Here is a 15,475-nt window from a genome sequence, read left to right on the forward strand (position 1 = left end):
GCCTTAAAGGTATACCTCCGTGCGGTAAGACATGGGTGAACTTCCGACAGTACGCACGAAGTTGGGGACTGATTGGTTCGGGCATGGACCAATGCGGTCAGGGTGCCGTCCCCGCGAAGTCCCGGCGCACCATCAGCAGAGCCGCGTCGTCCTCCGCGTGCGGGCCGCCGGTGAGGGTGTCGAGGAGGTGGTCGGCCAACGCCTCCAGATCGGGCGGGCCCTCCGCGAAGGCGGCGGCCAGTCGCGCCAGGCCGATGTCGAAGTCCTCGCCCGGTTTCTCGACCAGTCCGTCGGAGTAGAGCAGCAGCGTCTCGCCCGGTTCGAGCCGGGCGGTGGTGTACGGATAGCCGGTCAGGCCCCACTCGGCGGGCAGGCCCAGGGGCGGCCCGCCCGCCAGCCGGACGTGCTCCACCGTGCCGTCGGCGTGGCGCAGCAGCGGCGGTGGATGGCCCGCGTTCGCCGCACAGACCTCTCCCGTGGCGAGCACCACCCGCAGATACTGGCAGGTCGCGAAGCGGTCGGCCTCCAGATCGGCGAGGAACGCCGACGCCTTCCCCAGCACGCTGTCGCAGCCGTGGCCCTCCGCCGCGTACGCCGTCATGGCGACCCGCAACTGCCCCATGAGAGCCGCCGCCTCGGTGTCGTGCCCCTGCACGTCACCGATCGCGAGCCCGAGCCCGCCGTCGGGAAGCGCGACCGCGTCGTACCAGTCACCACCGACCCGTACCCCCCTCCGGGCCGTCCGGTACCGCACCGCGATCGATCCCCCGGGCGTCCGGGGGATCCGGCGCGGCAGCATGGCGTTCTGCAGCGCGGCCGCGATCTCCCGCGACCCGTCCAGCGGCACCACCCGGTGCACCGCCCGCGCGACCGCCTTCGCCCAGCCGGTCATCAGGGTGTGGTCCGCGAGACAGAAGACCGACCGGTCGTCGTAGAACACGCCCAGCGCGCCGAGCGGCTGCCCCTCGTCGACCAGCGGCAGGAACGCGGCGGCCGTGGCGCCGAAACCGTGGCGGTAGGGCGCCAGCCGCGGGTAGCGGTCCAGGAACGCGTGGACGGAGGTGAAGAAGAGCGGGCTGCTCGTGCGCACGACGTCGTTGAGCGGCCAGGCGTCCGCGAGCCGCGACTTCCGGGGAAAGTCGGTCGCGCCGGGGGAGAGCACCGTACGGACCATCTGCAGGCGCCCCTGCTCCAGCACGCCCAGCGACATCGCCTTCGCCCCCAGCGGCCGCAGGCTCGCCTCGCTCCCGAGCACCTCGGCGACCTCGCTGACGCTCATCGCGCGGGACAGCGCGAGCGCCCCCTCGCCGAGGGCGCGCAGTGGATCCTGCTCCTCCTCGGCCGGCAGCCGCAGGGCGGAGTGCGCCAGGTCCAGCGTGGCGTCCCGGACCACCCCCACCACCCGTATCGCCCCGCCCGGGCGCTCGCGCACCACGGAGCCCCGGGCATGGGTCCAGCGGTGGCGCCCGTCGTGCAGGACGACACGGAAGTAGGCGCTGTACGCGTTCCTGCGGCCGGCCAGGAGATCCGCCGACAGTCCCGACAGCAGGGCCCAGTCCGCCGCCCGTATCCGGGGACGCAGATCCCTTGCCAATCCGCTGAACTCGGCCGGGAGCAGCCCGAACACCGTCCGCGCCACGGGGTCCAGGGACATGCGTCCACCTGCGGGATCCCAGGCGAAACAGCCCACGCGGGTCGCCGCGAGCGCCTCGCCCGGCTCAAGGCCGGGATCCCTGTCGCCCATACGGGTGCCGGTCAGCGGCGGGCGCGCCGGCGGGCGATGTACATGCCGAGGGCGATCCCCACGAGGAGCGTGACCGTGAGAACGCTCCAGAGCGGCAGTGTGACCTCGGGGATCCACAACCTGATCGTGACCGACCCTGTGTTGGCGGCGATGAACCAGATCGCCAGCGCCGCGAGCAGCACGAATCCGATCGTGCGCAGCCGCATGTCCCGCCCCTTGACGGTCACGGTCGGCGGAGCGTGCGGAGGTGATTGCTTACGGGTCATAGCGCTCATTATCGGATGTTTCGGGCGAGTGCGCTGGGTGCCGACCAGGCTGACTTTTCGGGATGCCCCCTCACCCGCGCGGGACTAGGCTCCCTCGACAACGGCAGATGACAGCCGACGCCGAGTGCGAGGCACGATGGCAGAGCGTGAGGAACCCCCGGGGCAGCATGTCCGTGCAGGGCGTGCCGGGCGCGGAGCGGTCGCCGTCCTCGACGAGCACGGTGTGGTCGTGGCCTGGAGCCGGGCGGCCGAGCGGCTCCTCGGCGTGGACCGCTCCCGCATCCTGGGCCGCCCCGTGACCGACCTGCTCACCCAGGTGGTGGCCGAGGACCTGTCCGAGGGCGTGACGGTCGGACCGGTACGCCACGCGGGCGAGGTCGAGCCCGGGCGCTGGGGCCTGTGGCCCGCCGGACCCCTCCCCGGGGGCATCCGCTCCGGAGTCCTGGAGGCCGTCTTCACCCAGTCACCGGTCGGCCTGCACGTCCTCGACGCCGAGCTGCGGGTCCTCCGGGTCAACTCCGCGGCGATCGGCATGCGGGGGGTCCCCGAGGAGGAGATCGTCGGGAGGTACTTCACCGACGTGTACGACCGTTTCGACCCCGAGCCGATGGAGCAGTGCCTCCGCGGGGTCCTGGCGACGGGTACTCCCGACTTCGACCGCCGGGCCGCCGGCTACCCGACCGCGGATCCCACGCGCGAACACATCTTCTCCGTCTCCGTCTTCCGGCTGGAGGACGACGAAGGCCGCCCGCTCGGTCTCGTCGCCTCCGCCGTCGACGTCACCGCCCGCGACCGCGCCCAGGGCCGGCTCGCCGTACTCCACCGCGTCCACGCCCGGATGGGCCTCAGCCTCGACCCGGTGCGGTGCGCGCAGGAACTCGCCCGGGCGGTCGTGCCCGTCCTGGCCGACGTCGCCGTCGTCGCCCTCACCGCGCCACCGCTCCACGGACCCGACGCCGACGTGGCCCCGGAGGCCGACGAGCCACCGCGCTGCGCGGCGGTCTGGCCCCCCGGCGCCGAGGGGACGCCCGAGGTGGGTGCCGTACTGCCGCCGACCGACGGAGCCGGCGCCGATGGCGTCACGGATCCGCTGGGGGCCGTGCCGTACGTCGAGCGGACGGCCACCGGCGGGCCCGTGCTCGTCGCACCGATCGTCCTGCGGGGCGCCCTCCTCGGCTTCGCCCGCTTCGCCCGGCCGCATCGGCCCGACCCCTTCGAGGACGACGACCTGCGGCTCGCGGCGGACCTCGCCGCCCACACCGCCGTCTGCGTCGACAACGCCCGCCGCTACGAGCACTCGCACGCGGTGGCGCTCGCCCTCCAGGGCAACCTCGTCCGGCCCGGCCGTACCTGCGGCAGCACCCTGGAGACCGTCCACCGCTACCTGCCGACCGGCCTCAACACGGGTGCCTGGTTCGACGTCATCCCGCTCTCCGGCAGCCGCGCGGCCCTGACGGTCGGCCACATCTCCGGTGTCGGACCGGACGCCACCGCGGCCATGGTCCAACTCCGCTCCGCCCTACAGGCCTTGGCCGCCCTGGACCTCGACCCGCACGACCTGCTCGCCCGCCTCGACGACGTCGCCCACCGACTCGAAGAGGAACGCTCGGCCGCCGGTACGGAGGGACGCCTGACCGCCCAGTGCGTGTACGCCGTGCACGACCCGGTCGAGGAGACCTGCGCCGTCGCCCGCGCCGGCTGCCAGACCGTCCTCGTCGGCGCCCCCGACGGCAGCTGGCGGACCCACTCGCTGGAGGAGACCAGCGCGCTCGGCGAGGAGGGGCCGCCGTTCGCCGCCGACGAGATCCCCGTCCCGCCGGGCAGCACGCTCGTCCTCCTCTCCGGTCGCGCGGCCCCCGACGACCCGGCCCTGGACGCGCTGCGCACCCGCCTGACCAGTGCGAACCCCTCCCGTACGCTCGACGCCACCGCCCTCGACGGTCTGCCCGCCGACCAGGCGGCCGTCCTCGTCGCCCGCACCCGGGCCCTCGCCGCGGGCGACGTCGCCGACCGGGAGATCGAGCAGGAGCTCACCTCCGTCGCCGAGGCCCGTCACTGGGCCGTCCGCCGACTGGAGGAATGGGGCCTGGCGGAGACCGCCTTCGCCGTCGAACTCATCGTCAGCGAACTCGTCACCAACGCGGTCCGCTACGGCACCCCACCGATCCGGCTCCGGCTCATCCGTAACCCCGCGGACCACACCGTCACGTCCGAGATCTCCGACAGCGGCGGCGCCGCACCCCAACTGCGCCGCGCCCGGGCGGCCGACGAGGGCGGACGCGGACTGTTCATCTCGGGCGAGCTCTCGGAACGGTGGGGCGTGCGCTGGTCCGACGAGGGCAAGACGGTATGGACGGAGACCGCGTACCCCTCCTGAGGCCCATGCCAGTTGGCTTGCCAAGACGCTCAACAGGCCCTGGTGGAACGGGCTTTTTCTGTGTGTGGCGCCCCTGAGGCCGAAGGGTCCGGGGGGAGCGGGAGTGAAAACTGACGCCGCCTAAGGCTGTTCAGTGCAATTTCACATTGCTATGTTACACGGCAGTGCAAGGCAGGGTCATGCCAATGGCCCCCAACTGCCTTGCCTTCCAACGAAGTCCACCCCCCTCACAGGAGACCTCGTGTCCCAGCACAGAACCGTGCGCACGACCCTGCTCGCCGTGGTGCTCACCGCCGGCCTCACCGCACCGCTCGCCTCCTCCGCCCAGGCCGTGGCACCGACCGCGTCCGCCGCGCGGCCGGGCACCTTCGCCCCGCGCGTCACCGGCCCGGCCGCACCGATGACGTACGCCCCGAACCCGCACGACGAGGTGGAGCGCCTCGCGAAGGCCCCCGCCGCGAAAGCCGGGCCCGCCGCCGCACCCCGGGGCGTCACCGCGGGCCGCGTCCCCGGCGCCCAGACCGCGCCGGCCACCGCGGGCGCCCCGCGCGCCGCCGCGCAGGCGGCGTCGCCGGCCACCACCGCCGCCGGCGTTCCCTGCACCCTCGACGGCATCAAGGGGCTGAGCCCCACCCAGTTCGCCGACTTCCTCGCCGACCCGGCCGTCCAGGCCGACGGCTGTCTGCGCGACCTCATCTGGACCTGGGACGCGCGCCTCGCCCCCGTGATGTCGGACGCCCACGTCCAGGCCGTCGCCGCCCGGATCACCTCGCTCGCCCCGGGACACGACGGCATCAACTCCCGTCACCTGCTGGAGATGTTCACCTATCTCCACGCCGTCGCCTACCACGACTTCAGCCGGTCCGAGATCGACATCACCGACGCCCCCACCGTCGCCGCGATGCGCTCCGCGACCAGCGCCTACGCCGCGGCCCCCCGCACCTTCGACGTCACCCCGCAGAACGCCCAGACCCTCCGCGAGGCCCTCTACACCGGCAGCGCCCCGGGCCTGCGCCAGCACCAACTCGGCCTGATCACCCAGGTCCTGGCCCGGGTGGGCCCGGGCCACCCCCAGACCGCCACGGACCCGGCCTGGGGCGGCGCCGCCCTCGCCGCGCTCTCCGTGAACTACCTCGGCGTCTACCCCGGCAATCAGGACACCGCCTTCCACGCCGCCGTCGCCCAGGACCCCGCCTACCGCGCCGCCTTCAAGGCCTTCTCCGGCCACAGCCACCTGAAGGGCACGGCCAACGCCTGGCTCGTCCGCGACGCCCTCGGCGAGTACGGCCGCTTCGGCCAGATCGAGGGCCTGCGCGCGGGGATCGTCGCCGACCTCGGCGCTCTGCTCGCCCCCGTCGAATCCACCTTCGGTACCGGCAGCACCCCGTGGGCCTCCCTGGTCGGCTGGCTCAACTTCTACGAGGCCTGCGCCCCGTACAAGGTCTGCAAGGCCGACATCGAGGCGAAGATCTTCCCGTACACGTACAGCTACGACAACGGTGCGATCAAGATCCGCACCGCCCTCGCCCGGGCCACCGTCGACCAGCTCTACTACGCGAGCAAGCAGGTCAAGGCCCAGTTCCACCGCGTGCTCGGCACCGAGCAGCCGCTCGCCGGCGATCCCAACACCGCGCTCAACGTGGTGCTCTACGCCTCCCGTCAGGACTACGAGACGTACCACCCGATCCTCACCGGCATGTCCACCGACAACGGCGGCATCTACATCGAGCGCGGCGCGACCTTCTACACGTACCAGCGTCGCGTACCGCAGGACTCCACCCTCACGCTCGAAGAGCTCTTCCGCCACGAGTACGTCCACTACCTCAACGGCCGCTTCGCCGTCCCCGGCTTCTTCGGCGAGGGCCCCTGGTACGAGAACGACCGCACCACGGCCATGGACGAGGGCACGGCCGAGTTCTTCGACGGCGCCACCCGCGACGACGGCGTGGCCGTCCGCAAGTCCCTCGTGCAGGGCATCATCCGCGACACCGCCGGCGGCGGCCCGCGCATGACCGTCGACCAGATCCTGCACGCCACCTACGAAGGCGACGGCTTCCGCTTCTACAGCTACGCCGGGACCTTCTTCGAGTACCTCTGGACCGAACGGCCCGCCCTGCTGCGCGCCATGTACGGCTACCTCCGCGCGGGCGACGTCCAGGGCTACGACACCTGGCGGAACGCCATCGGCAAGGACGCGGGCACCCAGCGGGACTACGACGCCTTCCTCGACCGGCAGATAGCGGACGTCGACGACCTGTTCGTGCCCGACACCCGCCACGAACCGACCGCAGGCCTGTACCACGCCACCCCCGCCCAGATACGCACGGCCTTCGCGGGCGCCACCGGCAACAAGCCGACCTGCAAGGGAACCGGCGACCCGACGCTGCCGCGGTTCGTCTGCACCGGGCGGATCACCGCCAACCTCAGCGCCGCCTCCGACCCGGACCAGGTCTTCAAGGACATGTCCGAGACGGTCGACTACTTCGTCCTCGACCGCAGCCGCTCCGGCGGCAACAACTTCAACGACATGAACTGCTCCTTCGGACCGGTCGAGATCTGGTCCGACCGCAGGGCCGGCACGTCCGACTTCAGCTGCGAGGGTCCGTTGCGCCGCTGAGCAGGGGGCGGGCGGCCGTTCAGTGCGGAGGTTCGGGAGCGTCCGGCTCCCGCGACGGCCGTGCGGCGTCCGACGGCTGCAGGGGGCGGGTCGCCGGCCCCTGCAGCACCCGGCCGTCGGCCGCCGCGAACCGCGAGCCGTGGCACGGGCACTCCCAGCTGTCCTCCAGCTCGTTGAAGCCCAGCTCGCACCCCATGTGGGTGCAGCGCGGGGGAGAGGCGACGAGGTAGTGGCGGGCCACCGACGCCTGTGCCTTCACCACCTCCGGAAACTCCCGCAGGGGAAGGGGGCGGCGCGGGTCGAACAGCTCGGTCCAGTCCGGGCGCGGCCCTCCGGCCACATGGGCCGCGAGGAGCCGCCCCGCCATCACCCCGTTGCTCATGCCCCAGCCGCCGAAACCGGTGGCCAGGAAGACGTGCTGGGTGCCCGGGTGCTCATGGCCCACGTACGGGAGGTGGTCCGCCGACCCCACGTCCTGCGCCGCCCACCGGTAGGCCGTCGTGGCCTCCCCGAAGTCCGGGAAGATCCGCCGCGCCCAGCCGGTGAGCCGCTCCAGGCGCTCCCCGGCGTGGTCGGTACCGGGCTCGTAGGCCTCGCCGGTGACGACGAGCAGCCGACGACCGTCGTCGTACGGGGCGGTGCGCACCGAACGCGTACGGTCCTCCGGGGTGAGGTACATCCCGCGCGGCGCCCGGTCGGCCGGCACGGGAGCCGCGACCACCAGCTCGCGCCGCACCGACAGCCGGGTCAGCAGCGAGGCGTGCACGGTCAGCGGGAAGTGCGTCGCGATGACGACGTCCCGGGCGTGCACCGTGTGACCGGCCTCCGTGGTCAGCCGGCAGTCCGTGTGCTCCTTCAGCTCCGTGACCCGGGTGTGCTCGTGGATCGTCCCGCCGCGCGCCACCAGGTCCTCCGCGAGGCCCAGCAGGAACTTGCGCGGATGGAAGAGCAGCTGGTCGTCGAGGCGTACCGCCGCCGCCACCGGGAAGGGCAGATCGGTCTCCGTCACGTACGCGGCGTCGAGCCCTGCCTCCAGGGCGGCCGCCGCCTCGGCGCGGATCTCGTCGGCGCGGCGCGCGTCGGTCACGTACGTGTAGGCGGGGGCCCGCTCCAGCTCGGCGTCGACGCCCATCTCCTCGCAGAGACCCACGACGTGGTCCATGGCGTCCTGTTGGGCGAGGGCGTACCGCCGTGCCGCGAGCGCGTCGTGCGTGTCGCGGAGCCGGGCGTACGTGAGGCCGTGCAGCGCGGTCAGCTTCCCCGTGGTGTGCCCCGAGACCCCGCCGGCGATCCGGCCGGCCTCCAGGAGCACGACCTCGCGCCCCGCGCGGACCAGCTCGTAGGCGGTGCACAGGCCCGCGATGCCGCCGCCGACGACGACGACGTCGGCCATGAGGTCCTCGGCGAGGGCGGGTCGGTCGGGGGAAGGGGTGTCACGCATCCAGTACGACGTGCCGAAACTCGCGTCCGCCGACATCACACGCTCCTTCGGGCGGGGGCTGCTGTCGCGCGACTGCCCCCGAGGCCCCGGACCATGCGCGCGCCACTGCCGGGTGCGGGTCAAGACGTCCCCCTACGGCAGCGGGCGAGACACCCCCTACGGCTTCGGGGAGAGGCGTTCGACGGCGACGAGCGCCGCGTCGTCGCCGAGATGGCCGCCCGCGTACGCCCGCAGGTCGTCCCGGAGGTGGCCGAGCAGAGTCGGCGGGTCGTCCCCGACCCAGGCGACGAGCCGCTCCGCCAGCGGGTAGAAGGCACGCGCGTGGTCGCGGGCCTCGACGACACCGTCCGTGTACAGCAGGAGGACGTCACCGACGTCGAAGGGGAAGGTCTCCACCGTCACCTCGGGGGAGAGCACGTCGGCGAGTCCCAGCGGAGGGCTCGCGTCGGCGGTGTCGAGGGGCACGACCTGCCCCCGCCGCAACAGCAGCGGCGGCGGATGGCCGCAGTTCACGAGCCGTACCACCGGCTCACCGTCGGGGATGTCGAGGACCAGCGCGGTGACGAAGGCCTCGGCGGCGTCGTCGGCCGCCTCGCCCACGCCGGACCCGGGCGCCGAGTCGGCCTCGGCCTCCTCCGCGGAACCGACACCCGCCTCCAGGTGCCCGACCAGCTCCGGCAGCCCGGCCTCCCGCCGGGCCGTGACCCGGAAGGCGCCGAGGACGAGGGACGCCTCGCTGATCGCGTCGAGCCCCTTGCCTCGGGCGTCCCCGATCAGCAGCCGGGTACCCGACGCCGTACGGGCCGCCGCGTAGAGGTCGCCCCCCATCTGCGCCTCCTCCTCGGCCGCCAGATAGACCGAAGCGATGTGCAGCGGGCCGGCCCGGTGGGGGAGCGGGCGCAGGACGACGCTCTGGGCGGCCTGCGCGATCGAACGCAGCTGCGTCACCTTGCTCTCGTGCTGCTCGCGCAGGTGGGCGAAGAAGGTGACGATGACCGAGATCAGGACCAGCGCGATGATCTGGTAGGTGTGGTTGAGGTCGGTCAGGCTCGTCCGCGCGATCGCCACCACCGCCTGCGCGAGGACCGCGGCCGCCCCCACGAACGCCGTCATGCGCGGCCCCGCGAACGATGCCGTCACCGCCGGGGCGGCGATCAGGAACGGCCCCAGGTGGACCTCCGGCGGAGCCAGGATGTCCACCACGGTCACCACCGCGATCAGCGCGAACGACGCACCGAGCAGCAGCCGCCCGCGGCGCCGCGAGAGGCGTGGTGCGGGGTCGTGCCGACGGGCATCCATGGGAAAGGCATACATCAGGTCATGGGGCATGTCCTGTTGCCGCGCTCCCCGTTGCGGCGCGTCCCCACCGCTCGACGTTCTGTGTCCGGGGCGCGGCACGGTCAGACCGGTGAGGCCGCCGCGTAGTCGGCGAGTGTGCGGGAGGCGGACCAGCCCTGGGACCGGGCCTTGGACACGTCCAGGACGACACGGTGGGCCAGCTGATCGACGGCGTACCGCGTCAGCGGCGGCTCGGCGCCGGGCCTGAGGCGCCCCAGCGCCTCGGCAGCCGCGGCGGCCCCACGGGCCAGCGGCACGGGGAGGTGATGGATCCGCGCGCGCACCCCATGGGCCTCCAGGACGGTCCGGATCGCCTCGTCACGGCGGTACGGAACGGGGTCGGCGATGTTGTACGCCCCCGGGGGCCAGCCGGCGGCGTCGAGGCACGCCTCGGCGAGGTTCTCGACGGCCGTCAGGCTCAGCACGACGTCCGGACCGGGCAGCAGCAGCCGGCCCGCCCGGACCCGGGCGAGGATCCGGGGCACCAGGTGCGGATCACCCGGGCCGTACACCGCGCGCGGCCGCAGGACCACCGCACCGGCCGCCAGGGCGAGGGCCTCGCCCGCCGCCTTCGTGCGCCCGTAGGCGTTCAGCTGCCCGCCCACGGGATGGCTCTCGGTGATGCGGTCCCGGCCGGGACCGGGGGCGTACACGCTGGAGCTGCTCACCCAGACCAACGGACGGCCCGCGGAGGCCTCCAGGAGCCGGGCGGTGCCGTCGACGTTCACCGCCCGCATGGTCGCCTCGGCCGGCGAACCGGGCACAGGGTCGCCGACGGCCGCCGCGCAGTGCACGACGAGGTCGGCGCCGGCGAGGTCGGGCGGCGCGCTCTCGGCGTCCCAGGGGACGTGCCGGCCGACCGGCCCCGGCCGCCGCCCCACACACAGCACGTCGGCGCCGCGCGCGGCGGCGAGTGCGGCGACGTGCGAGCCGCAGAAGCCGCTCGCTCCGGTGACGGCGATCGTGATCACGAGGGGTTCTCCGAGCGGGGGCGTGGGCGGGCGGGGGTGGTCGCGCGGACGGTGAGCCGCCGCCAGCCGGGCAGCGCGGCGCGCCGGTCCACGCGGGCGGTGACGACGGCCGGACGGTACGGGGCCAGTGCGGCCAGGACGTCTTCCAGCTGCGCCAGGGCGAGCCGAGCGCCCGGGCAGGCGTGCGGCCCCGCCCCGAAGACGAGCCGGGCGACGGCGGGTGGGGCGGGCCGGTGGGCGTCCGGTAGGTCGACGTCCGCGCCCACGGCGTGCCGCGCCACGAGCACCAGCCGGTCACCCGCCCTCACCGGGCACCCGCCGAGCACGGCGTCGGCCGCCGCCACGCGCGGCAACAACGGGGACGGCGCGATCACCCGCAGCAGCTCCCCGACGAGCGGGCCCCGCAGCCGCTCGTCGGCCGCTTGCTCCCACAAGCCCGCGTCGGCGCACCAGGCGACGGCACGTGGGAGGGCGGCGACGGTGGTGTTGACGGCGGCGACGGCGATCATGGCGCGCAGCGCGAGGTCCTCGTGCGCGCCCGCCGCCGTGGTGTCCGGCGTACCCAGGCCGGACTCGCTTGGACGTGCAGGTGCCGTGGCCGTCGCCGGTGGCCGGGCGTCGCGGTGCGGGCACGCGTGCGCCTCACGCAGCGGCGGGCTCATGGCTCCGGCGCCGAGCAGGGCCTCCAGGCGCGCGGTCGCCCTGGCCGCCGCGCGGGCGGTGCCCGGTGGGCGCGGGCCCGGGAGGTGGTCGCGTACGGCGGCGGACGCGGCGTCCGCCGCCGCCTCCGCGAGGGCCGAGGCCTCGGCCGGGCTGTCCAGCAGCGCTCGGACGGTCGCCCCGGCGAGTTCGCGGGCCAGCGGGACGAGGTCGACGACGTGACCGTCCGCGAGCGGCGCGAGTTCGCGGTCGAGCACGGCCCGCCAGACCGGCCGCAGCCGCTCGACACCGGCGGCGCCCAGGTCGTCCGCGACGGCGCGTCGGGTGCCGCGGTGGTCGGCGCCCTCCTGGTCGAAGAGCGTTCCTCCGCCGGCGAGTTCACGTGCCGCGCCTCCCGTGGTCCCGGCCGCCGCACGGTCCATCGGGATCCGGGTGAGCGCCTCACGGTAGGGCTCGGGGCCGCTCACCAGCACCGCCCGCCCGAGCCGCGCGACCGGGCGACGCCGGACGGCCGCGAGCAGCGCGAAGAGCACGGGATGCGCCCGCGTATACACCCGCCGATCCCGCCGCCGCGCACTTCGCAGACCGGCCCCGGGGGCCACGCCCCGCGAACCGGCCGGTCCGCCGGCCGCCCCGCCAGGCGCCGCCCCTTCCGCCTTCGGTACGGCGCGCGGAGCCACCGCGCCCGGCCCCGTCCGCACCCCCACCCGCTTCTCCACGCCCACCCGCATCTCCACTCCTGCCCCCGCCGTCCCCCGCTCCCGCGCCGTGCTCATCGGACCGCCCCTGTCGTTCGCGCGGCCGCGAGTTTCGCGGTGGCCGCGCGGTCCGGTTTCAAGGAGCGGCCGGAGAGGGGGATGTCGGCGAGCAGCAGGGCGTCCGGGCGGGCCGTGCCCATGCGGCGCAGGGGGTCGGCCAGGGCCGCCCGCACCAGGTCCGGGTCGGCCTCGCGGCGCGGCTGGACGACGGCGACCAGGCGCTCGTCGCCGTCCCCGGCCGGTATGCCCACCAGCAGGGCCAGTTCGACGCCCGGCACGTGCAGGGCGGGCTCGTACAGCCCCGGGTAGATGTTCTCCGCCCGCCTCAGGACCATGTCCTTGGAGCGGCCCGCGAGCACGATCCGGCCGTCCGCGTCGAGTCGCCCCTGGTCACCCGTACGTACCCAACGCTCCGGCTCCTCGCCGAGGTAGCGGTGCCGGGCCGCGGGGCCGGAGAGCAGCAGTTCGCCGCCGGGACCCGGACGCGCCTCCACGCCCGGCAGCGGCGCTCCCACGAGGTCCCCGTCGCCCGTGAACGCCGCCTTCTCCGCCTGTTCGACGGCGGCGGCCGGGAAGAGTTCGGTCAGCGCGTACACCCCCCACGCCTCCGCCGCGCCTGCCCGCCGCACCCGCGTCAGCAGCTCCGCGCTCGCCGGAGCCGAACCGGTCCACACGCGTCCGCCGAACCGCGCGTCCGCAGCCAGCGCGGCCCGTAGCTGAGGAGGCGTCAAGTAGGTGGCCTGTGGGTCCAGTCGGCGCATCTGCCGGGCAAGGACGCGCGGCGACCGGGAGGGCAGCGCGACCGGCGCGCCGTTCGCGAGCGACGGTACGAGGACGAAGAACGTACCGCCGAGCACGGGACGCCCCGGCTCCGGCCGTACGAGATCGGTCACCGTGGCCATGCCCGCGGCCAGCGAGGAACGCGTGTGCACCACGGCGCGGGGGCGCGAGGTCGTGCCCGAGGTGAAGACGATCACCGCGTCCCCGTCCTCGTCCACCGCGCGCGGCAGCACCGACGGTCCCGCGTCCGCCTCCAACGCGGGGGCACACCCCGGCAGCCGCCGTCCGACCGTGGCGACGGGCCCGCCCAGCTCCGCGAGGTCCGGGAGCGCGAGGCGGGCCCGGCGGGCGAGCGGCCGCGCCCAGCCGGCCACGGCCTGCGCGGCCGCGTCGGCGAGCACCAGGTCGGGGCGGGCCAGTGCCAGGCGCGCCCGCAGGACGTCCGGACCGGCGCCGGGGTCGAGCACGGCCGCCCGCAGGCCGAGCCGGTGCACCGCAAGGAGCACGGCGAGGGCGCGTGGCCCGGGCCGTACCGCGACCCCGACCGTGGCGCCGCGCCGCAGCCCGCGCGCGTGCAGCGCCCCGGCGTACCGGTCGGCGAGGTCGGCGAGCTCTCCGCAGGTGGCCTTCGTCCGGACGGCGCCGGAGCGGGTGGTGCCGAGGACGGCCGGGCGGTCGGGACGCGACCGCAGGCTGTGGGCCAGAGCGTCCAGCATCAGCGGGGGTCCTCTCCGTGCCGTCCCGGACCTCGGTCCAGGTACCAGCGGGCGGTGCCCACGATCCCGTACGCGCGCAGGCGCCGGGTGGAGTTCTCCACGACCATGTCGCGGGCGTGCACGATGGCGGTGGTGGTGCGCCGCACCCGGTTCAGGAAGAGCCGGTCGGTGGGGGAGGGGCGGCGGGGCATCCCGCCGACGGCCTCGTACAGCCGCGCGGTGATGGCCATGTTGTTGCCCGCGTGCATCCGGTACGGCGCGAGAAAGCCGTGCCGCCGCCGGTGGGCCGGGCGCACCCGCCCGAAGAACGCGGCGACGCGGACGAGCGTACGGAACAGGGCGCGCCCGACCGGCCCGTGCTCGTCGCGGCGGGCGTCGATCCGGCCGCACACCAGGCCGGCCCCCGCGCGCAGCGCGGTCCGCGCGGCGGCCGTCCAGCCGGGGTGCGGCAGACAGTCGGCGTCCGTCCGGGCGAGGTGCACCGCCCCGCGCCCGATCGCGTACCGGAAGCCGGTGTCCACGGCGCACCCCACGCCCTTCTCGCGCTCGTCGAGCACATGGACGGGGAACGGCGCCCGCCGGGCGAACTCCCGGGCGATCGCGGCGGTGTCGTCCTCGGAGGCGTTGTCGACCACGACCAGCTCGAAGTCCCGGTCCGCCTGGGCGGCCAGCGCCTCCAGGGTGTCGCCGATGCGCGCCGCCTCCTGATGCGCGGGCACCACCACCCACAACGCGTCGCTCATGCCTTCTCCCACACCATCGTCATGATGCTGACGCCACCGCCGAGCCCGACGAACAGCACCCGGTCGCCGGAACGCAAGCCGCCCTGCACCTGGTCGAGTTGCACGCCGAGCGTCGCGCTCGCCATGTTGCCCAGCTCGGGGACGGTGACGACGAGCCGGTCCTCGGGGACGCCGGTGATCTCCACGAACCGCTCCAGATACGGCACGGTGACCTGGTGGACCAGGACGTGCCGGAAGTGGCGCCAGTCGAGGCCGGTACGGTGCCGCATCCGGTCGATCACCGAGGTGCCCACCTTCTCGAACACCTCGCGCAGCTCGCTGCCGTCGCCCCGGAAGTACGTGTGCTCGTCGCCGCGCGGATGACGCGAACCGCCGCCGAATATCCCGCCGACCGGCCAGTGTTCGGAGTGCGTCTCGCTGTCCACGTCGAGTATCCCGCCCCGGTCCACGGTCTCCAGGACCACCGCGGCGCCCGCGTCGCCGAAGGTGTAGCCGGCGAACCCGTCCCGGAACTGGGCCAGGTCGGCGGGGTCGTGCCGTACGGCGCGGCTCGGCGTCTCCCCGGTCACGACGAGGGCCCGCCGGGCGCGCCCGGCCAGGATCATCGCGCGGGCGAGGTCGATGCCGTTGACGAAGCTGTTGCAGGCGTTGGTGACGTCCAACGCGTGGGCGCGCGAGCCCAGTTCGGCCTGCACGATGTGCGCGGTGGCCGGTTCCACCATGTCGCGCGTGGCGGAGGCGAACACCAGCAGGTCGACGTCCACCGGCTCGACCCCCGCCCGCCCGAGCGCCTGCCGGGCAGCGCCCAGAGCCAGAGTGGAGGCGTACTCGCCCGGCCGTACGGCCCTGCGCGTCCTGATCCCGGTGGCCCGCTCGAACACCCCGGCGGGCAGCGCCATCCCGCTGCCGGCGACGACCCGCCGCCGCAGCTCCTCCGAATCCACGACATGCTCGGGAAGGCAGGCGCCGACCCCGGTGATCCCGACACGGAGGGGGCCGTCCGCGACGGCCTGATGACTGTTCATAGGACGCAGGCTACGAACATTCCGAAGATCGGTGCCTGA

11 protein-coding genes are annotated in these 15,475 nt (G+C 74.5%); 2 read left to right on the plus strand and 9 right to left on the minus strand.

What is annotated here, in order from left to right:
* Nucleotides 1-97: 97 nt before the first annotated feature.
* Together ACWF79_RS05170 and ACWF79_RS05175 are read right to left on the minus strand one after the other, a co-directional pair.
* On the minus strand, nt 98-1,654 hold the full coding sequence (locus ACWF79_RS05170) for a SpoIIE family protein phosphatase (RefSeq protein ID WP_453726668.1): 1,557 nt from the start codon (nt 1,652-1,654) through the stop codon (nt 98-100).
* Nucleotides 1,655-1,755: 101 nt separating this feature from the next.
* The gene (locus tag ACWF79_RS05175) at nt 1,756-2,010 is read right to left on the minus strand and encodes a LapA family protein (RefSeq protein WP_453726669.1); all 255 of its coding nucleotides are present in this window, start codon (nt 2,008-2,010) and stop codon (nt 1,756-1,758) included.
* 136 nt (nt 2,011-2,146) lie between these two features.
* Here ACWF79_RS05175 and ACWF79_RS05180 point away from each other — a divergent pair, with 136 nt between their 5' ends.
* Entirely contained in the window at nt 2,147-4,387 is a 2,241-nt protein-coding gene (locus tag ACWF79_RS05180; RefSeq protein WP_453726670.1) for a PAS domain-containing protein, read from the plus strand.
* A gap of 241 nt (nt 4,388-4,628) precedes the next feature.
* Nucleotides 4,629-7,004 (plus strand): collagenase, encoded by a 2,376-nt coding sequence (locus tag ACWF79_RS05185; RefSeq protein ID WP_453726671.1) that lies wholly within the window; start codon nt 4,629-4,631, stop codon nt 7,002-7,004.
* Between the two features lie 19 nt (nt 7,005-7,023).
* Here the strand turns inward: ACWF79_RS05185 and ACWF79_RS05190 are convergent, their stop codons facing one another.
* From ACWF79_RS05190 to ACWF79_RS05220, 7 genes are all read right to left on the minus strand, one after another.
* Complete coding sequence (locus tag ACWF79_RS05190; protein WP_453726672.1) at nt 7,024-8,481, minus strand: FAD-dependent oxidoreductase; 1,458 nt, start codon at nt 8,479-8,481, stop codon at nt 7,024-7,026.
* A gap of 120 nt (nt 8,482-8,601) precedes the next feature.
* Complete coding sequence (locus ACWF79_RS05195; RefSeq protein ID WP_453726673.1) at nt 8,602-9,744, minus strand: PP2C family protein-serine/threonine phosphatase; 1,143 nt, start codon at nt 9,742-9,744, stop codon at nt 8,602-8,604.
* Nucleotides 9,745-9,845: 101 nt separating this feature from the next.
* Nucleotides 9,846-10,754: an NAD-dependent epimerase/dehydratase family protein gene (locus ACWF79_RS05200; RefSeq protein ID WP_453726674.1), complete on the minus strand. Its 909-nt coding sequence runs from the start codon at nt 10,752-10,754 to the stop codon at nt 9,846-9,848.
* On the minus strand, nt 10,751-12,190 hold the full coding sequence (locus tag ACWF79_RS05205; protein WP_453726675.1) for a cytochrome P450: 1,440 nt from the start codon (nt 12,188-12,190) through the stop codon (nt 10,751-10,753). Before ACWF79_RS05205 ends, ACWF79_RS05200 begins: the two co-directional genes overlap by 4 nt.
* On the minus strand, nt 12,187-13,668 hold the full coding sequence (locus tag ACWF79_RS05210; protein ID WP_453726676.1) for a class I adenylate-forming enzyme family protein: 1,482 nt from the start codon (nt 13,666-13,668) through the stop codon (nt 12,187-12,189). The genes ACWF79_RS05205 and ACWF79_RS05210 overlap by 4 nt, the downstream gene beginning before the upstream one ends.
* Complete coding sequence (locus tag ACWF79_RS05215; protein ID WP_453726677.1) at nt 13,668-14,411, minus strand: glycosyltransferase family 2 protein; 744 nt, start codon at nt 14,409-14,411, stop codon at nt 13,668-13,670. The genes ACWF79_RS05210 and ACWF79_RS05215 overlap by 1 nt, the downstream gene beginning before the upstream one ends.
* Nucleotides 14,408-15,436, minus strand: coding sequence for a 3-oxoacyl-ACP synthase III family protein (locus ACWF79_RS05220; protein WP_453726678.1), 1,029 nt, complete (start codon nt 15,434-15,436; stop codon nt 14,408-14,410). The genes ACWF79_RS05215 and ACWF79_RS05220 overlap by 4 nt, the downstream gene beginning before the upstream one ends.
* Between the last annotated feature and the right edge of the window lie 39 nt (nt 15,437-15,475).

The organism is Streptomyces sp. NPDC054975 (assembly GCF_053609105.1).